General features: G+C 39.5%; 14 protein-coding genes. 11 read left to right on the forward strand and 3 right to left on the reverse strand.

From position 1 onward, the window contains the following. Positions 1–68 precede the first annotated feature (68 nt). From glmM to MSBRM_RS13175, 3 genes are all read left to right on the forward strand, one after another. Positions 69–1,373, forward strand: coding sequence for a phosphoglucosamine mutase (glmM, locus tag MSBRM_RS13165; RefSeq protein WP_048121002.1), 1,305 nt, complete (start codon positions 69–71; stop codon positions 1,371–1,373). Further along, positions 1,370–2,563 carry a bifunctional sugar-1-phosphate nucleotidylyltransferase/acetyltransferase gene (gene glmU, locus MSBRM_RS13170; protein ID WP_048121004.1) on the forward strand — a complete coding sequence of 398 codons (1,194 nt, stop codon included), beginning with the start codon at positions 1,370–1,372 and terminating at the stop codon, positions 2,561–2,563. The genes glmM and glmU overlap by 4 nt, the downstream gene beginning before the upstream one ends. Before the next feature lie 1,092 nt (positions 2,564–3,655). Then, positions 3,656–5,146, forward strand: a complete 1,491-nt coding sequence (locus MSBRM_RS13175; protein WP_230669174.1) for a right-handed parallel beta-helix repeat-containing protein — start codon at positions 3,656–3,658, stop codon at positions 5,144–5,146. A gap of 169 nt (positions 5,147–5,315) precedes the next feature. Here the strand turns inward: MSBRM_RS13175 and MSBRM_RS13180 are convergent, their stop codons facing one another. The 3 genes from MSBRM_RS13180 to MSBRM_RS13190 all read right to left on the reverse strand — a co-directional run bounded on the left by MSBRM_RS13180 (position 5,316) and on the right by MSBRM_RS13190 (position 9,865). Then, positions 5,316–5,849: a hypothetical protein gene (locus MSBRM_RS13180; protein ID WP_048121008.1), complete on the reverse strand. Its 534-nt coding sequence runs from the start codon at positions 5,847–5,849 to the stop codon at positions 5,316–5,318. Between the two features lie 608 nt (positions 5,850–6,457). Continuing rightward, positions 6,458–6,901, reverse strand: a complete 444-nt coding sequence (locus MSBRM_RS13185) for a YqaA family protein (protein ID WP_230668879.1) — start codon at positions 6,899–6,901, stop codon at positions 6,458–6,460. 360 nt (positions 6,902–7,261) lie between these two features. Beyond that, positions 7,262–9,865 carry an S-layer protein domain-containing protein gene (locus tag MSBRM_RS13190; RefSeq protein ID WP_048155962.1) on the reverse strand — a complete coding sequence of 868 codons (2,604 nt, stop codon included), beginning with the start codon at positions 9,863–9,865 and terminating at the stop codon, positions 7,262–7,264. A gap of 127 nt (positions 9,866–9,992) precedes the next feature. Here MSBRM_RS13190 and MSBRM_RS13195 point away from each other — a divergent pair, with 127 nt between their 5' ends. From MSBRM_RS13195 to MSBRM_RS13235, 8 genes are all read left to right on the forward strand, one after another. Beyond that, entirely contained in the window at positions 9,993–10,334 is a 342-nt protein-coding gene (locus MSBRM_RS13195; protein WP_141706507.1) for a hypothetical protein, read from the forward strand. A 207-nt stretch (positions 10,335–10,541) separates the two neighbouring features. Next, positions 10,542–11,906: a CCA tRNA nucleotidyltransferase gene (gene cca, locus MSBRM_RS13200; protein WP_048121016.1), complete on the forward strand. Its 1,365-nt coding sequence runs from the start codon at positions 10,542–10,544 to the stop codon at positions 11,904–11,906. 495 nt (positions 11,907–12,401) lie between these two features. Then, a complete protein-coding gene (locus MSBRM_RS13205; protein WP_048121018.1) occupies positions 12,402–12,671 on the forward strand; it encodes a hypothetical protein in 270 nt (89 codons plus the stop codon). 6 nt (positions 12,672–12,677) lie between these two features. Next, entirely contained in the window at positions 12,678–13,202 is a 525-nt protein-coding gene (locus MSBRM_RS13210) for a winged helix-turn-helix transcriptional regulator (RefSeq protein ID WP_048121020.1), read from the forward strand. A gap of 743 nt (positions 13,203–13,945) precedes the next feature. After that, a complete protein-coding gene (locus MSBRM_RS13220; RefSeq protein WP_329957085.1) occupies positions 13,946–16,063 on the forward strand; it encodes an S-layer protein domain-containing protein in 2,118 nt (705 codons plus the stop codon). 679 nt (positions 16,064–16,742) lie between these two features. Then, positions 16,743–17,573 (forward strand): phosphatase PAP2 family protein, encoded by an 831-nt coding sequence (locus MSBRM_RS13225; RefSeq protein ID WP_048121024.1) that lies wholly within the window; start codon positions 16,743–16,745, stop codon positions 17,571–17,573. Beyond that, complete coding sequence (locus MSBRM_RS13230; protein ID WP_048121025.1) at positions 17,545–18,687, forward strand: UDP-N-acetylglucosamine--N-acetylmuramyl-(pentapeptide) pyrophosphoryl-undecaprenol N-acetylglucosamine transferase; 1,143 nt, start codon at positions 17,545–17,547, stop codon at positions 18,685–18,687. Before MSBRM_RS13225 ends, MSBRM_RS13230 begins: the two co-directional genes overlap by 29 nt. Positions 18,688–18,850: 163 nt before the next feature. Beyond that, positions 18,851–19,861 (forward strand): lysylphosphatidylglycerol synthase transmembrane domain-containing protein, encoded by a 1,011-nt coding sequence (locus MSBRM_RS13235; RefSeq protein WP_230668881.1) that lies wholly within the window; start codon positions 18,851–18,853, stop codon positions 19,859–19,861. The last annotated feature ends 170 nt before the right edge of the window (positions 19,862–20,031 follow it).

Raw genomic sequence — 20,031 nt, forward strand, 5'->3', positions numbered from 1 at the left:
AAAAATTTAAAAATTAAAAAACAAGAGAATTTAAAGAAATACTTTTAGAAAATTTCGGAATGGGATATATGAAACTCTTCGGATCTTCAGGAATAAGAGGGATAGCAAACAAAGAAATTACGCCCGAACTTGCACTTAATGTAGGGCTTGTACTTGGAAGCCGAAAAAAAACTGCAGTTATCGGGAGGGACCCTAGAGTTTCGGCCCCTATGATCGAGCATGCCCTAATTGCGGGAATGACTGCCACAGGCTGCGCTGTTACAGAAATAGGCCTTGTATCTACCCCAACTCTGGCATATGCAGCCAGAGAATACGAATGCGGTGTAATGGTTACAGCCTCCCACAACCCCTCAGAGTATGTAGGGATCAAACTCTGGAACCCTGATGGGATGGCCTTTGACTCGGCACAGCAGGAAGAAATAGAAAAAGCGATTGAAGATGCAGACTTTTCTCTGGTTCCCTGGAACCTGATAGGCAAGTTCAAAGAAGACAGAAATGCTATCCGGGCTCATATGAATATGATCAAAAAGCTTGTAGGAAGTTCCAGCCTGAAAGTCGTACTGGACTGCGGATGTGGAGCAGGAGGGACAATTACCCCATATCTCCTCCAGGAGCTTGGTTGTGAGGTAATAACTCTGAACGCTCAGCCTGATGGCCACTTTCCTGCAAGAAACCCTGAACCAAACGATGAAAACCTTACCATGCTCAAAAAAGCTGTTGTGGATTTCGGAGCCGATCTTGGAATTGCACATGATGGTGATGCGGACCGGATGATGGCAGTGGACGAAAAAGGCAATTTTGTCTCAGGAGATGAAATGCTTGCAATTTTCGGGCTATACGAGTGCAGCGGTAAGAAAGGAACAGTCGTCGTGCCTGTGGACACTTCAATGATGGTTGGCGATTCTCTTCAGGGTTCGGAGATTGTGAGGACAAGAGTCGGGGACGTTTACGTCGCAGAGGGAATAAAAAAATGTGGGGCTATCTATGGAGGCGAGCCATCAGGAAGCTGGATTTTCCCGAAGATTTCCTACTGTCCGGATGGGATTTATGCAGCCGCAAAACTTGTTGAGATTGTCAAGGAAAAGAAGTTAAGCGAGCTTCGAGAAGAGCTGCCCAGGTACGCCACAAAAAGAGGAGCTTTCCCCTGTGCAAATAATAAAAAGGCAGAGTTTATGGAAAAAGTTAAGGCTAAACTCGAGCCCATGGGAAAAGTCCTTGATATCGACGGTATTCGCGTGGAAATGAGTAATGGCTGGGTACTTGTCCGCCCCTCAGGGACGGAAGCAAAAGTTAGAATCACAGCTGAAGCCCGGGAAAACGTTGATGAGATTTTTGATATGGCTGAAAAGATAGCAAAGGAGGCACTCAAATGAAAGCGGTTGTCCTTGTAGCAGGCAAAGGCACAAGGATGGAACCTCTAACTTCCGGCTGTCCTAAAGTTATGCTCCAGGTTGCAAATAAGCCCATCCTCGAACATATACTTAATTCAGCCATCGAAGCAGGCATTAAAGGCTTTGTCTTCATTACCGGTTATCTCGAAGAGCAGATAAAAGAGTACTTCGGGGACGGAAGCAAATGGGGAGTAAGCATAGAGTACGTGCAGCAGAAGAAGCAGCTAGGGACTGCAAACGCGATAGGCTGTGCAAAAGGCTATGTTGATGGGACTTTCCTTGTACTTAACGGGGATATGCTCATAGAGCAGGAAGACTTAAAAGCCCTGGTCTCAAGGACAGAGGAAGCTGTCATCTGCGTAAAAGAGGTTGAAAACCCGTCGGATTTCGGAGTGCTTGAAACCGAGAATAATAGAGTTGTCAGGATAATAGAAAAACCTAAAAATCCCCCTACTAACCTTGCAAATGCCGGAATATATCTTTTCAGGGAATCTATTTTTGACTTTATTGACAGAACCAAGGCCTCAGTGAGAAAGGAGTTCGAGATTACGGACTCCATCCAGATGCTGATTGATAGTGGAGCAGCCGTGGGTTACAGCCCTCTCGAAGGCAGATGGATAGATATAGGGTATCCCTGGGACCTCCTGAAAGCAAATGAATACCTCCTGAAAGGCCTTAAGAGCAGCTGCGAAGGTACCGTGGAACCGAATGCTACCATAAAAGGAGAGGTTGTAATTGGAAAAGGCACTATTATCAGGAACGGTTCTTATATCGAAGGCCCAGTAGTAATAGGAGAAAATTGCGATATAGGGCCTAATTGTTTTATCCGCCCTTCTACGGCAATCGGGAACCATATTAGGGTGGGAAATGCGGTGGAGATAAAAAATACCATTGTCATGGAAGATACTCATGTGGGACACCTGAGTTATGTTGGGGATAGCATTATCGGACACCGCTGCAACTTTGGAGCGGGCACGAAGGTTGCAAACCTCCGCCATGATGGGAAAAACATAAAAGTAATAGTAAAAAGCAGGATTCTTGACACGGGCAGGAGAAAACTCGGAGTAATTATGGGAGATGACGTGCATACCGGTATCAATACAAGTATAAATATCGGTACGATAATGGAAAAAGGAAGATATACATATCCTGGGGAGATTGTCAAACATTAACCTTTGATGCTAATAGATTCATGGTAACTATTCAGCCTACATATATCGGTTGATATTGATTATGGTGAAAACAAGGAGTTTGGTAACTAACTAATGAACATCGAAAAAGCACCATAATCCTCTTTTATTCTTTCGATTTGGATCATTATTTCTGTATCAAGCGTTTTTATTTTATTCTGAATTTTTGTTATTAGTTATAATATCATTTCAATCCTCAAAGATTTAACCAATCCTTAAAGATTTAACCAATCCTTAAAGATTTAACCAATCCTTAAAAGATTTAACGTTTTTCAACAGTTGCGGAATTTTTATAGTTAGATAAATGAGAGTGAAAAGAGGGCACTTTATTCTAAAGTTCCATATTTATCGTATGTACTCGGGTCCAGCAGTTCTCGTTCTAAATAATATTTTCAGGATTTTTTTCTAGATTCTCAAACTCCAGAAAATATTAACATACTTTTAGATTTTATCAAACATTTTATTAGAATTAGATGTTTATCTATGAGTTCATCCCAAAACCAACCTTAGTCCCATTTCACTTAAATTTACATAACTGTTTTCCGTGATCTGAAACTCGATTGCGTATTCAAAATTAGTTATTTAAAAAGTAATTTTGAGTTTTGGGATCGGCTCTATACAAATATTTGTGTATTTATTATAAATTTTAGTATGATAGCTTTCAGACGATCTCGATGTTGTAATGGGGACTGGGAATCTTTTTATTGGAGAATTGCTTTATAATTGCCAACATTTCTATAGTTTTATTCTTTATATTCTCACGAGGAAATTCATGTAAATAAGAAGAATTAGCTTGAAAATCAATGAGATTTGTTCTAAATTCCGTATATATAGCATGTTTTTGGGTTCAACAATTCCTGATGTAAATAATTTCTTCAGAACATTTTTTATGATCAGAAAATCCGAAATCTACCCATATATTTTAAACTATTATCGGCCAGGTCTCAAAAAACGAATCATATTTCATAGTGTTTAGTAAGAAGTCATAAATTGTAAGGAGATGTATACACGTCACTTGACCAATATCAGTCTATTAAGAATACTAATGAATTTTATTATGATCTCCTCCAGATGATGCCAGTGTTAACACGAGAATTAGGAATCTTTTTATTGGTAGGTTTTCTCCTTCTTGCAAGTGTTCCTGCAGCTTTATGCGCAACTAGCTCATCAATAATATACGTTACAGGGGATGGCACTGGAAAATATAATTGCGATGGAAAAGACGATCATGTACAGATAAATCAGGCCCTTAAGTTTGTAGCAGGTAACTCTAAATATACTACTGTCCACCTCAAAGGTCCTTTTACTTATGTTATTGACGATACTCTTTTAATCGGTAGTAATACTATTCTTGAAGGGGATTCGAGTGCTGTAATCAAACTTGCTAATAATGCAGGCTGGGTTGCAATGAAACCCTTGATCAAGCAGATGAGTAGTTCTGGGAATAGTAACATTGTAGTAAGAGGGTTTGAGGTTAATGGAAACCGTAATGGTAATTCCAAAGTTTCTTTGGGTGACGGGTACTATAATATAATGTACTTCACCAACTGTAACAACGTAAAAGTATACAATATGTGCATGCATGACGGTCTCGGGGATGGGCTGAGGATAAAATATGGAAAAAATATTAATTTTTATAAAAACAGGATATACAAACTCGGGCACGATGGTTTGTTTGCAATTCAGTGTAAGAATGTAAAGGTCTGGAAAAACAGGATAAGCTGCAGGACTAACAGCGGCATTAGAATCTGGAACTCAAACCATGTAAAAATCTACAGTAATATAATTGATTCTTTCTACCACTGGAGTGCAGGTGGACCAGGCATTCAGGTAGAAAAAGGAGGGTCTGGTACGGGTCTTATGGATGATATTAGTATCTACAATAATGTTATCCATAACACCTATGGTCCTGGGATCTGGATTTTCAATTATGATACCAATTCTGCTACTAAAAATTATGGAAAAAATGTTCTTATTCACCATAATGTCTTTTACAGCACAGGCACCAATCCTAGCATTACCTGGGTTGGCGGTATTGTAATTAGTGGATTCCGCAATACTTACATTGAAAACAATGTCTTTGATGGCATATATCATGCGGCTATTGCCAATTTGTATCCAGATAATTTTTCCCCAAGTTACACGTCATCTGTATACGCAACAATTGCCCGCAACAATATAATCGTAAACACCCTGAAACGTAAAAAGAGTCCAAGTGGGACAGGGTATGGTGTGATAAATTATCTCGCCAGTAAAAACCATAAAATATATCTGCAATATAACTGTTTCTACAAAAACGTAGTAGGGAATTATAAAAGTTGCACTTCGAGAAATGATATCCGTGTAAATCCACTATTTGCGAGCCAGACGAAACATGATTACCATCTGAAATCAAAAACTGGAAGATGGAATGGAAAAACCTGGGTTAGAGACACAGTAATTTCTCCCTGTATCGATGCCGGACATCCGTCTTGGGGCTATTCTACTGAACCGAAACCCAACGGAAAAAGGATTAACATAGGCAGGTACGGAAATACAAAATATGCATCAAAATCAAAGAGTTAAGGCGTATATCTGTGTCAAAAATATATATAAAAGAGGTTTTGGAAATTATAAAAATTTGAGAACAAAACCATGAATTCTGAAAAAATGTACCCTTCCCGGAAAGGAAAGGGACATTTGAAATCAAGAATTTATAGAGCTCAGGGTTCTAAAGCTCAGGAATAAATCTATTTTATTTATAAAATGTCTTTAAAGTTGAGAGCATCAGTTTTCGGAAAAGCCCTTCGGTTTCCACCTTTAGAGAGTCGTCATTCATGCTTTTTACGGCTTCTTTTAAGGGCTCTTTTGAATCAAGCACTTTTTGTATGGTTTTTTCATCGGTTTCCACTGTAATGGAAGGCCCGAACTTTGAGTTTGGATCGTTAGGAGTTTCATAGCTGTAGAAATCCCTTATTTTTCCTCCTCCCATAAGTAAAGTCACATAAAGCATCTCGCCATTATCAAGTTTGATTTTCCCGGCAATTTCCTCACTGGCTACAAATCTCTGCAGAACATCAGGAACTTTATCGAAATTCGTGTTATAAAGCTCAGCTTTTGCACTCAGTTCTGCAAAGAGAGCGTTTTCAGTAGTAGAATTCTCAGAAGCCTCATAAAGGTCGGCTTTTTTGATATTCCCTGCGTTCGAGACTGCACCTGCTATCGGGACAAACAAAAGCATAATAAGAATGAAAAGACTCAGAAATCTTGTTTTGCTGCAAGGAGACATATCTGAGAATAAGAGGCAGGAATATAAAAAAGTTATTGATACAAATAACTGAAGCAGGACAAAAAAACTAGAATATAGGACTATACGCAGTTGAATTGAAAAATCAACAACATCAGACAGTTAACTGTCTGAAATGTGACTTTAATCCACAGTGTTTGTTATACTTGATTTTGTTTTTCAAGTTCATAAGTCCGATGAAGTAATTAGATATTTTAGTTCAGATAAAGTTAAATTGTGTATAAAATGAAAAAGGAAGAGAAAACGAAAAAATAAAAATGGAGGTTATAATTAGATATTGAGCCCGTTTTTAGAGTCCTGGAAGACAGGCAATGAAAATGAATTAAAGCAATTAAAGCAATAAAATCAATTAAATTTGCTTTAACAATTAATTATTGTACCAGGGATTATATAAAGATATCTATTTGTTCTCTATTTGTTCTCTTCGAGAAAATAATTACCTGAATGAATTATACAGAAGAAAAGAATTACTAAAATGAATAAAAATTAAACTTAAAGGAATAAAAATTAAACTTAAAGGAATAAAAATTAAACTTAAAGGAATAAAAATTAAGAAAATGATATATAAAGTTTAATTAGAAAACAGCAAATCAACTGCTAAAAAAAACTGTTAGATAAGCAATAGCAAAATAACGCCCGAATTTTCCAAGAAAAACCAGAATAGAAAAATATCGGAAAGAGAGCTGCATAAGTCCTGCAACCATGGTAATCGCGTCTCCGATACCTGGCACCCAGGTAAAAAGAAGGGTGTAAAGACCATATTTTTTAAAGAGCCTTTCACTTATCTCAAGCTTCTCAGGAGAAGGAGAAAGGAATTTCTCAAGTACCGGACGCCCTTTAAGCCCGAGATAGTATGTTGTGCACGATCCGAGATAATTGCCTGAAGTCGCTACCAGAACAACAGCAAAAGGATTAAAGCCCTGATAAATGAGAGCTACTACCAGCGCCTCCGATCCTAACGGCAAAACCGTGGAAGCTAGGAAGCTCAGGACAAAGAGGTTCAGGTAACCGTAGTCGGTAATAAAGGAACTCAAAGCTTCAAGCATTCAGTTCTACAATCGTAATTCAGTATTTTAAGCTGTCGTTTCAGGCATCAAAACAAACACTATTTTTGTAATGGACCAATCGTTACTTTGAAGATCAAACGGTAGTTTGTAGATCAAACTCCATTTTTAACATTTCTGTTTCTAACTAAAAATTTTCGAGCAAAACAAAAAGGAATTCCACTCTGGACTAAGATCGGAAAAAAAAGAGGAGAGCCGGATATCCGAGATCTGATATTCAACTCTTACCGCAACAAAAGTATTAAAGTTAATATTAAAGCCTGGTTCATTTTTTGGAATGAACCCATACAGCTATAATACAAGCTTTAATATGAAAGCCAGAAACGTTAATTAGTTTCGTCTCTTCCGCAGGATAACAAATGCCGTGGCGAGTATACCAAGTGTAGCCATCCCACTGAAGAAAGGAGCTTTTTTTGTCACTTCATAACTTTCGCTCAGTCCTCCGACTTCAACAGTATACGTCCCTTGCTCACCCTCGGTGTGTGAGAATTCGATTGATTTGTTCTCACCCGGATTAAGGGTTATATTCTGGGAATCAACCGATTCGTTATTAACCAGCAATTCCACTGTGGAGTTTCCTGTGACGCCTCCATTGTTCATAGCATTCACCTTAATATTTACCGCAGTTCCGGCTTCAACTGAAGCAGGCTGTATCGTGAGGTCTGAGAAGGTGAACTGTGCAGCTTTCTCCGCCACCTCTACCTGGGTTTCTCCGTCTTCATAACCGGTCTTTGTGGCATTTACTACATACGTTCCCGGAGTAGTAACCATGTAAGATGTGATACCTTTTGCGTCTGTCTGTGCGTCAATGATCTGTCCGCCGAAAAAGACATCTGCTCCGGAAACAGGCTTGTTTTCCTCAGAGTCAGTGACCTTTATGCTAATCTGGTCCCCTTCCCGAACGTTTTCGGGAGAGACTGAAACTAGGAGTTTCAGGATACCCTGTGCTAGGACATCCACATCCTTAGTTCCGGAAACATAACCTTCCCGGCTCGCAGTTACAGTGAAGCTGCCTTCATTGCTGGGGGTAAAGGTGAGATTTCCACTGTCTCCGGTGGTGCCTATGCTTTTGTTTCCAACAAAAATTTCAGCACCGACGACTGAAATATTTCTCGCAGTTACCAAAATCTCGGTCGGCTTACCGACTACAAGCGCATCAGGTATTTCAATATCCAGTTGATCTCCTTCCTCGGTCTCGGTTTCGACGAATGGATAAAAGCGCAGGACTGAAGAATCGGCAACCTTAAACTTGACATTACCCATCAGGTCTACGACATCATCCTTTGAAAGGGAGATTGAATCCTCGTTTTTCATTGTGATGCCTGAGTCGGAAATCGAAGTTATTTTCATTTCACCGAAAGAATCTCCCCCAGAAATTTCCAAGTAATCATCCGAAATCTGGAAGATTCCCTCCACAAACACGGCATCTGTTTCTGTGGAACGGAAGACTGTACTTATATGGACCGCAATCATCGGAACATTTTCGGCCCCTCCTATATCGGTTTCATAAATATAGTCCCCACCCTGGGAAACGATTCCGGAGTCCAGAAGCTTTCCATTCTTATAAAGCTCAAAGAGTACGCTTTTCCCATTAACATCTACCTGGGATGCCTTAAGGGAGTAGCCGTTCTCCAAGGCTAAAGAAGAACCAGTGAACAGGGATTTTTTGTCATCGTCATCGATCAGAACTTTTGAAAGTACGCGGTCCGACAGCACACTTATGCCCTTTGAATTGCCAAGAGTGTTTTCAGGATATCCTGCAAAGTATTTCTCTGCCATGAAGCCGATAACTTTATAACTTCCCCAGCCCTCATGTTCAAATTTGACATTTTCAGGCTTTGTAGAATAGACGAGGGCTTCATCATCAATTGTCCTACCATCGAGTTTTTCAATGGTAAGGCTTTCAGTGGAAATATTTTCGTCGATGTTATAATAGAAACCTTCGAAGTTAAAAGGCGTCCAGACCATAGTATCAAACTTATCATCGTGTACCGTCCCTCTTAATTCATAAGTTCCGGGCTCGGAGGTTTCAACTATTGGTGCAAAACGAAGTTCATTGGCATCAGCTACAACAAAACTTAGTTTACCCATGATATCAATAGTGTCACCCTTGCTAAGTGAGATCGAGTCGCTATTTCTCATTTTTATGCCTGAACTTGAGGTAGAACTTACCTCCATTTCCCCAAAATCATCACCATTCTGGACTTTCACGTACTGGTCCGAGATCTGGAAAATTCCGTTCACGAAAACCGCATTGGTCTCTCTGCCGCTGAAGATCTGGGAAAAATGAACTGCAATTATGGGCACATTTTCAGTATCCCCGAGGTCGGCTTTGTATACATAGTCGCTATTGGAAGATAGGAAAGCTTCGTCGACTATCTTTCCGTCCTTTTCAAGCTGTACCCAGACGCTATTTCCGTTGATATCAACCTCAACCATGTTCAGGGAGTATCCTTCGTCAAGAACAAGAGAAGAACCCGTGTACAGAGATTTCCTATCATCGGAGTCTATCAGGACTTTTGAAAGCTGTCCGTCCGAGATAACGCTAATCTCTTTATCTGCAAAACTTGAGTTTGCGGTGTACCCTGCAAAGTAGCGCTCTGCCATAAACCCTATGACATCATAAGAACCCCAATTTCCATACTCAAAGTCGGTCTTTATGGGTACGGTTTCGTACTGCAGGTTTCTCTTATTAATTGTCCGGCTACCCTTACTGAGCTGGACTGTCAGATTCTCGGAACCTTCTCCGGTATCCAGATCATAATAAAAACCCGAGTAAGTCTGAGGCGTCCATGTATAGGTAAGGTTCTCATTTGCATTTTCATCCCAGATGCGGTTGCCTGTCGAATCTGAAGCCTGGGCAACTGCACTTAGACACAAAAATCCAAATGCCAAAAACAAGCATAAAATCTTGATGTAGTTTTTAATCCCCAAATTAAACCTCCTCTATGTTGTATTAACCGGGAGCGTAACTTTCAGGCTTCCGAAAGAAAAAAATAGGAAAAAATTTCCTGAACATCCGGAATACACCCTGACCAAGATACCCCCGCCTATCTGAGTTATGTCAAAGATATTCAACTATATGTATTTTCTAATATCTCAGGCATCAAATAAAAAATTTTTGGGCATTATAAAAAGTATTTTTCAGAAACCGGAAATAAAAAAATTAAATATGGCAAAAAAAGAAATTGAAGACCTTGAAAACCGTAAAACTGGTTTCAATTGCCATTTAAACACTAGAAGAGCAAATATCAGGCTCGCCTGTCAGGAAGACAGTTCAGTACATCCAGAAAATGTCTTTATCACAACTGGTTTTTATTCAGAGTCAGGTTTTATTCAAAAGAGACTTTTTATTCAAAACCAGATTTATTCAGAAGAGACTTTATATTCACGTTTGAGATAAGGGTCTGAAAATAAATTCAAAAACCACTTTTTTCCTAAGAGTCAATTTGATATACACAAATTATAAGTTTGAAGAAGCGATTTCTGACACTTATAAGCAGAAATCAGCGTAATAAGATTCGTTAAGATCACTTAAGATCCATTACAAGAGTTATAAAGATTCATTCTGCAAAGTAAGACAGAGTAAAAATATGGAGCCGTCTCTGGCATGGAAACGTATACAAGTATTCCCGAAGAATTAAAACTCACAGTCCTTGAAAGAATACAACCCACTGAACCTGAAAGAGAAAAACTTCTTGCAATCCAGAAAGAACTTGCCTCACAGGTTAAACTCGCAGCAGAAAAACTTGGCGTACCAGGTGTGCTTGTAAAAATGGTGGGCTCTGCTGCCAGAGGCACCTGGCTTTCAGGCACTCATGATATTGATGTTTTTATAAGCTTTCCTGAAGAAACATCCAGAAAGGAACTGGAAACCCTGGGTATGGCAGTTGCAAAAGAGGTGGCAAAACACGCCGAGCATGCCGAAGATCGCCACGCTGAGCATCCCTACCTGAATATTATATACAAAGGCTTTGATGTTGATCTTGTTCCTTGCTTCAGGGTTGCTTCGGCTTCCCATATCAAATCTGCAGTTGACAGGACGCCTTTTCATAACGATTTTGTCAAACCCCGCATAAAAGGGCATGAAGATGAGGTCTTGCTTTTGAAACAGTTTATGCGCGGAGGCGGAGTCTATGGTTCAGAACTCAAGACCCAGGGCTTTTCAGGCTACCTGACCGAACTTCTTGTAATTAGCTACGGCTCTTTCAAAAACACTATCTACGCAGCCTGTTCTTGGAAGCCAGGTGAGAAAATAGATATAATGCAGCATGGAGAAATCGACCACGAAGAACCTCTTGTAGTGATCGACCCAACTGATCCCAGGCGAAACGTGGCAGCAGCCCTTTCTCTTGACAAATTCTGCATGTTCATAGACCACTGTCGGGAATTCCTAAAAAGCCCGGAGCTTAGTTTCTTTTTCCCAGCCTCCCTCCTGCCCCTTGAGGACAGCGAAATCCTGGAAAAGCTTGAAAGTCGGAAGAGTACTCAGCTTGCAGTCGTTTTCAAAACCCCGGATGTGGTAGAGGATGTCCTCTTTCCGCAGCTTTATAAAATGGAGCAGGCAGTAGCTGCCCTTCTGAAAGAATATGATTTTACAGTGATAAAAACCGGCGTCTGGTCAGGCAATACCGAAACCGCAGTTATGATGGAACTCATTTCAGGTACCCTGCCCAACGTGAAAAAACACATCGGTCCCCCGGTCTGGGTCAAAGTACACGCAGAGAAGTTCAAGGAAAAATATCAGGCAGAAGATGGCGTTTTCGGAGGCTATATCGAAAACGGAAAATACGTCTTTGAAATCCGGCGCAAATACCCGACGGCAAAAGGGCTTCTCGAAGATCGACTCAGGAGCTGTTCTCTTGGAAAACAGGTACATCAGAGCATAAATGAGAGCTTTGAGATTATCGAAGATGCCGGGATTTGCAGGTTAAAAGATCCTGATTTCAGGGTTTTTTTGAGGAAATGGATATAAAAGAGATTAGAATGTGAACAATAGTAATAGCCAATTAATTGGTTTTACACAAAGTGAAATTTTTCAGCAAAATTTTTTTGATGGGTCTTTTCAATTGACCAATTATAAGTCTGCAATTGTTTCACCCACGTTATTGCCATAATTAAAATAATTTATTCAGAAACATAGACACACTTGGAGAAACAATTACAAACAATATATTGATTCTGGCATAGTATTCGAATATTAATACAATATTTGAATTATCTGAAAAATAGGCCCTACGATTAATAAAGAACCTCATTTGAATTTTTTATTATGTGTAAGAATTATTAGTAACATGACATAGATTTCAAATACTTCATTGTGGTATGACAGACTATTTTGGCTAGATACAATAAACGAATAAAATTTCCCCAAGACATTTACAAATTTATTTTTTCTGGAATGCGTCTTAAAACTTGACATTTTAATGTTTGATTTAATGTAATGCGTTGATGGAGGTAACTGAAGTCCATGCTGACTGAACCAGATCAAATAATCCAGCTTATATCAAGTTTATTAGCGTTAATCCTTTTTGTTGTTTCTCACCTTGCATATCGTCGAGAGCGTAGGAAAAAGCTTTTTATTTTATCTTTAGCGTTTTTTTTCTACTCGGCAATGAATTTTCTGGATGCAGCAGATATTTTTTTCCCTCAAGCAGGTGAATACCCCGAAATTTGGGGAAGTTTACTAAATTTTGTTGTGCTTGCGTTGTTTTTTCTTTCCATGATAACAAACGAGTAAGGTAAAATGGAATTCGAACTAGAGACTAGAAGAAGAATTTACGAACAAATTAAAAAATCTCCTGGTATTCACTTCCGGGAACTTGAGCGGAGGCTGCAGATGGTAGTTGGCAACCTGCAGTACCACCTTCAGTATCTGGAAAAGAAAAATATGATAAGGGCTTTGAATGATGGAGATTATGTACGTTATTTCGTAAAAGACAGGAGCTTAAGCGAAACCGAGAGAAAAATAATGTCTTTCTTAAGAAGATCCGGTTGCAGACATATACTTCTTCAGCTCCTCAATAATCCGGGAATGAATAACAAAGAAATCTCACAGGCTGTTGGTCTCTCTCCTTCAACCGTTTCCTGGAACCTGAACAAACTTGTAGAAGCCGGAATAATTGAAAGAGAAAAAATCGGCAGGATAAGTAAATTCACAGTCATTGACCCTTCCGCGATTGCAGAACTCCTTATATGCTACAAAGAAAGCTTTCTCGATACTCTGGTTGATGGTTTTATCGAAATGTGGGAATTCAAAGACTCTAAATAATTTGATTGCCCATCGTTTTATTTACATCGTTCCAGTATAATCGAAATACAGCTTTTAGCTATTCTTTTCCAATAAACTTAGCACTTTTTAAGAAACCTTCAATATGGTATTTAAACCGAATTGCAAGCCATGTTGCAGGTAACGTAAAGAAAGCATCAATCATGTATTCTGGGCGGTCAAAATTTTGAGTTAGTCTCATTATCTGAATTCTACTTCACTGGTTTTAAACTCTATTGAGACATCCTGGTCAGTTAAAAATAGACGAAAACTTTTACGCTTACTGAACAAAAATTGAAAGTATTTATGGTGGCGGGAAACATGGAAGAAACTTGGGAAACCCGCCACATTCTCCTATGGAAGAAGGTTCCGCCACATTCTTCTAGGGAGGAAGGTTTGAAATATTTTGTAGTGTTGATCCCGATTATTCACCACAATAACCTTCAGTTTTCAGTCTTCATTAGACATAATAACGATTCTGGTACATTATTCGAAGATTAGTACAATTGTCGAACATTAGTACAATCTTCGAACAATTAGATTTTTAGATAGTCGACGAGTTAAATCTCCAAATTATGCCGGAACATATTGAAAATATGCCAAGTTTCCTGAGACTGCATAAATTCGGGACCACAAAAGATTTATAAAACCCCATTTTATAAAACGGTGTAAACCAATTTTCGGGATGAGTAGAAACGAAACGTTCTTCGACAATGAACGTAACGTATGAATCAGATTGATGAAGAATGATGAACCCCCTTAAAATATTGATCCCGATAATTCTCTTACATATAGTATACCTTAACAAATATGGAGGAAACAACAAAATGAAGAGATTTGTAGCCAGTGCACTGGCAGCTCTCATGCTTCTGACTGTATTTGCATCCGCCGCAATGGCTGATGATAATAATACAACCTCAGCAGCTAGTACAGTTGAGATCCGCGGCCCTGTGTACAATGGCTCAAGTTTAACCGACATCCTTGCAAATTCTGCATATGGTAACGGTACATCTATTACAATGGATGCTAACAAATTTGCAGCATTCTATTACGACATTGATGACAATGTGACAACCGAGTCTCTTACCATTAAGAACGTTGCTGGTACTTCCGGCAGGACTATCGGAGAGAACGGTTTAGTATACAAGACAACAATCGGAAACGCCGAATACCAATATGACGACTGGGGCAACTACAGTGTGATTGGCTTCTTCGCAGACAAGTATATCCCACTGAAGTCTAACAGTGCTGACAAGCTCGCCAAACTCGTTCTCGACAGTGACGACAAGTACACTCTCAAGACCGGCGACTCCCTTGACCTCGGTGATGGATACTCTCTCCAGGCCAAGCAGGTAGATGTTGACGGTAATAAAGTCTGGCTTGAATTCGACAAAGATGGAGAATACGTAGATGACGAGATCGTCTCAACTGACACTGGCGATCATACCTGGACTTGCAAAGTTGACGACGTGCAGGGAGAAGACGATGTTCCTGTCCTGAAAGTCCATGTCAACCAGGTATTCCAGGGCGCAGTCGACAGCATTGCACAGATTGATGCTATCTGGCTCATTGACTACGCAAACGCAATAAAGATCAACTCTGACGATGAATTCGGCAAACTCAACGATGTTTCTATCAATGGCCCAACCATTACCATCAGCAATGATGATACATTCAGCCTGACTAAAGACTCTGATCAGGAAATCGGGCAAGGGTTATACTTCAAGGTTGCTGACTCCAATGATCTCAGGTTCTATGCCTACAAGCAGCAAACAACCTCTGGAACCTATGATGTAAGAGGAACCGTTGTTTCCGGTACAAAGTCTTACACCTGGACTTCAGACAACTTTGCTGGATTCTTCTACGACCTGAAAAAGAACGTTGGAACCGAAACTATGAGTGTTTCTGGCGTTAACGGAAGAACTATTCCTAAAAACGGCCTCAAATACAGCACCACTATAAGCAAGGTTGATTATGATGCCGATGACGTATTCAATGGAACGTACCCTGTTCTTGGCTTCTTTGCCCAGAAGTATGTACCACTGAAATCCACCGATGCCAGCAAGCTTGCCAAGCTCGTTCTTGACAGCGATGACAAGTACACTCTCAAGACCGGCGACTCCCTTGACCTCGGTGATGGATACTCTCTCCAGGCCAAGCAGGTAGATGTTGACGGTAATAAAGTCTGGCTTGAATTCGACAAAGATGGAGAATACGTAGATGACGAGATCGTCTCAACTGACACTGGCGATCATATCTGGACTTGCAAAGTTGACGACGTGCAGGGCGAAGACGATGTTCCTGTCCTGAAAGTCCATGTCAACCAGGTATTCCAGGGCGCAGTCGACAGTATTGCACAGATCGATGGTCTCTGGCTCATTGACTACGCAAACGCAAGGAAGATCGAATCTGACGATGAATTCGGCAAACTTAACGATGTTTCCCTTAACGGTGCAAGCATTAACATCAGCAATGATGATACATTCAGTCTGACTAAAGACTCTGATCAGGAAATCGGAGAGGGAATGTACTTCAAGATTGCCGACTCCAACGATCTCAGATACTACCCATACGTTGAGCAGACCATTGGTAACGGAACCACTACAACCACCCTAAGTAACACCAGCATCGATAACACAACAGCTACCGATAACATGAGTGTTACTACACCAGTTGTGAACAACACTGAAGAAACTCAAGATGTAAACGCGAGCGCTCCTACAAACATGGAGACCCCAGTTACACCAGAACCAGCTGCTGCAAACAACACCACCGAAACAAAGAGCAGCGCTCCTGGCTTTGAGATCGTCCCAGCAATCTTCGGACTGCTGTCAGTCTTCTACATCGTCAGGAAGAACAGATAAATTCTCTGAGTGAAGGATTTTCTTAATCCTTCCTTTTTTTAAATTTTTTATTGAAATCCTAATTGACTGTTGCGTACTTAAATTCCGCATTTTTAGACGAATAAATGTCCCTGATATCATTGTGCTTACATAAGTAAAGGACTTGTAGCAGAATTTTAAAATCGTGATAATTAACCTTACATATTTTCATTACTCACATGTGCGCTTAATATTTGGAAACTAAGGATTGTATCCTGAAATGATTCCGCAAATTCAAAAAATTTGAAAGTTAAATATACAATAAAATAGCAGTCGACGCAAAAGGTTAAACGCTGAAGAAATTTCAATTCCATTTTGATACTTTAGAACGATCATATAAAAGAAACAAGTTTTAAGTTGAAATAAAATAACGGGTCGCCTGCATACAATATATAACTGCAATAAAGAAATTAAAAAACGAAATCGTTTTGGGATAAAACAGGGATAAAAGAGAAGTGAATAAATTGCTCATCGAAATAAAACGTACTGACCAACAGAGATAGTTATATTTAAAAAACTTAAAGTGTACCATTATTCTCCACAATTAATATATAGTTGTGTTATTCTATGTAAAAAACCTAATAAATCGGATAACAGTAAGAGATATTTCATAATTATCTGTTTTTGGATTAAGGTATTCAAACACTGAGGCGCACATTAAATGATATCCTCAAATCAACTAGACTTTATGATAACGCTGTCTCTGATATTTTCAGTGCCAGCAGGCTATTATATTTTTGTGCCGGAACCTCTTCGGCCCAAATATTATTATAGAAACCTTAGGTCGCCCGGGATTTCAGAGATTCTACCTTATGTAGCTTCGGCAGCATTTATCTTCATACTTATGGATTCACAAAGAAAAATTTCAAACCTCCTGGGTCTCAGTCCCTCTCTCAATTATGATAGGTATATGTTGATGCTGGAAGGCACTAAAGTGAGTATTTTCCAGAGCATAGCCAATCCAACGCTGACATACTTTTGTGGAGCAGTTTATCTGGTTGGATTTTCATTCCTTTTGATCTTTACATTTATATTATTCCTGTTTAGCCAGGATGATGAAGCTCTTAAAGAGTATGCAATTACTTTTATGCTTATATATTTGATAGCTTACATTTTTTACATATTTTTCCCAGTAAATGTGACAGGGCATGTATTGCCAGGAGTGGTCCCTTTGCTATATCAATTGAATCCGGCCATCCTGGGGATAGTAACTATCTGTAGTCCCGGTCTTAACAATTGCTTCCCAAGTCTGCATGCTGCACTCTCGGTAATGGCAACGATGTTTATACTTTTCAAGACAGATCTCAGGCGTTACAAGGTTTTTGCGGTAGGAACAACCATTTTCATCCTTTTTTCAATACTGTATCTTGGCATACACTGGATCACGGATATGATTGGCGGAATTATACTTGCTTTTATTTCTTATTTCTTAACTATTCGAATTTTTAAAAAGAGGTTCAAGGATGAAAGTACTCGTTTTTATATGCGGTGAAGGGTTAGGTCATACCAGCCGCTGTATCGCATTGGGCCGGGAGTTGTTAGCTGCAGGCCATGAAGTTTATTTAGGAGCATATGGTTATTCAAAGGAGTTTATCGAGAGAAAAGGATACAAGACCGTTGAAATCCCCCCGGAAATAAAACTTGTGGGTGAGTCCGGTTCCCTGAACCTGAAAAGGTCAATTATATCTACACTGAAAAACGGGAGTGTTTTTGCTATTTTTAAGGTTCTGAGCTTATTAAAAGAAAAGAAACCTGATATTGTAGTTTCAGATAGTTATTTTACAGGAGTAGTGGCCTCTAAAGTCAGCGGAATTCCTGTTTACCTTATAGTTAATCAGTCAAACATGGAAACTTTCTTTAAAAATGGAGGCATTGCCCTAAGAACGATGGGCGGAATAATTAAACAGTTTTATAGCTGCATTTTCAGAAGAGTTGACAGAATAGTAATTCCTGATTTCCCAATGCCTTATACCGTATGCCGGCTAAATCTTGCTTTTGAAGAAAAGGTTTCCAAAAATCTGTTTTTCAGTGGACCTCTCACCCTTAAAAAATATGACGATGTGAAGGCTGAAGTCTTGCAAAAACCCCATGTATTATCTTTAATAGGGGGATTTGGATATCGAGAACCTATATTCAGAAAGGTTATCGAAGTTGCAAAACTTGACAAAAGCATAAATTACACTCTCCTTTCGGGGCCGAGCCTAAATCCTGATGTTTTCTCAAACCTTCCAGAAAATGTTACAATTAAGCGTTTTATTAATGACCAGTTCCCTTACCTCAAGGCTTCTGATCTTGTGATTGCCCCGGGAGGACATAGCACTATAATGGAAGCTCTTACTTTCGGGGTTCCAGTACTTTCGTTTCCGGATATGAACCATAGTGAGCAGGAAAATAACGCTTCCGTGGTTGACCTTGAAAGTTATGGCAAACGTTTGGATTACAGCGCGTCTCCAGAAGAGATACTTCGGTCGATAAAAGAGCTTTTAAAAGATGAAAAGATCCACCAGAAGGTTGAAATTATGAAAAAACTATCTAAAGACCTTACTCCTACTGCAACGTTCAAAGAACTCCTTGAATCAAATAGTAAGATAAGTCAAAAAGTATAATTAGGGTATTGTAATGGAGACTATTGCAGTTGAATAATGAACTACTGCAGTTGAATAAGACTATTGCAGTTGAATAAGACTATTGCAGTTGAATAATTCTGAATAAGGTCTAACGGATTGTGTTTTCATGAGAAATTACACAAAGTGGATAACAAGCTCAATTTTGATCAGTATAATTTCAATAGTGTTTGTTCTCATCTTTACTCTTGATAAGACAACAATTGAAGTTGTTAGGGATATCAAGCCTGAATATGTAATAGCTGCACTTGTTATCCATCTATTTTCTTTCGTTATCTGGGGACTGCGCATAAGGTCAATGGCATCTGCACTGGGGCATAAAATAGATTTTAAAACCTCTATAGAAATGGTAATTTCCAGCACTTTTGTTGCAGCGCTTACGCCCTCTTCAATAGGTGGAGAACCTTTGAGAATTCATCTTCTGAGACAGAAAAAAATGCCGGTTGGACAGGCTACTGCAGTTGTCCTGGGAGAACGCGTACTGGACGCTCTGTTGATCCTGTTAGCCGTACCTTTTTCGCTATATTTTCTCCGTGGTGTACTGTCAGATCCCAGAATGGATACGTTGATTATATTAGGAGAACTCCTTTCAATAATTGTCTTTGCCCTCCTGATATATGCACCCATGAAACCTCGTTTTATTAAGCTCGTCATAAATTGCCTTATGAAATGGATTGGACGTTTTAGTGGTAAGAAAATAGGATACAAACTGCAGAGATTATCAGGGTCGATTGACAGGGAAATTGACGAATTTCATTCAAGCATGAATATCTTTCTGACAGACGGGCGTAAAGGCCTGTATTCCGGGCTGATATACACAGTCATATACTGGATAGCAGAGTTTTCCTCGCTTCCGATAACTCTTATGGGTCTTAATCAGTCTCCTTCAATACTCATTTCTTTTGCAGTACAGGTTTTACTCATGATTATTCTAGTTATGCCTTTAACCCCAGGTTCAAGTGGGATAGCGGAACTTGCCGCGATTTCCCTCTTTTCAATCTTTGTGCCGGCAAATATTCTCGGAATTACAGTGGCAGCATGGAGAGCTTTTACATTTTATACGAATATTATTGCCGGAGGATTTGTGAGTTTTAAGTTACTGAAAGACACGGAACTGGTGAAAAAGTACTTAAACCAATCCCAAAGTGAAGCTTGAAAGGAATGAGAAGTATTTGAGGTTTAGAAGGTTATACGAAAACGGAAAATACGTTTTTGGAATCTGGAGCAAATCACCGACAGTAAGAGGGCTTCTCAAAGACCGGATTATGAGTGTTCCTTTGGGAAATGGGTGCATTGGAGTGTGAATGAGGGCTTTGAGGTTATAGA

The organism is Methanosarcina barkeri MS (genome assembly GCF_000970025.1).
Lineage (GTDB): Archaea > Halobacteriota > Methanosarcinia > Methanosarcinales > Methanosarcinaceae > Methanosarcina > Methanosarcina barkeri.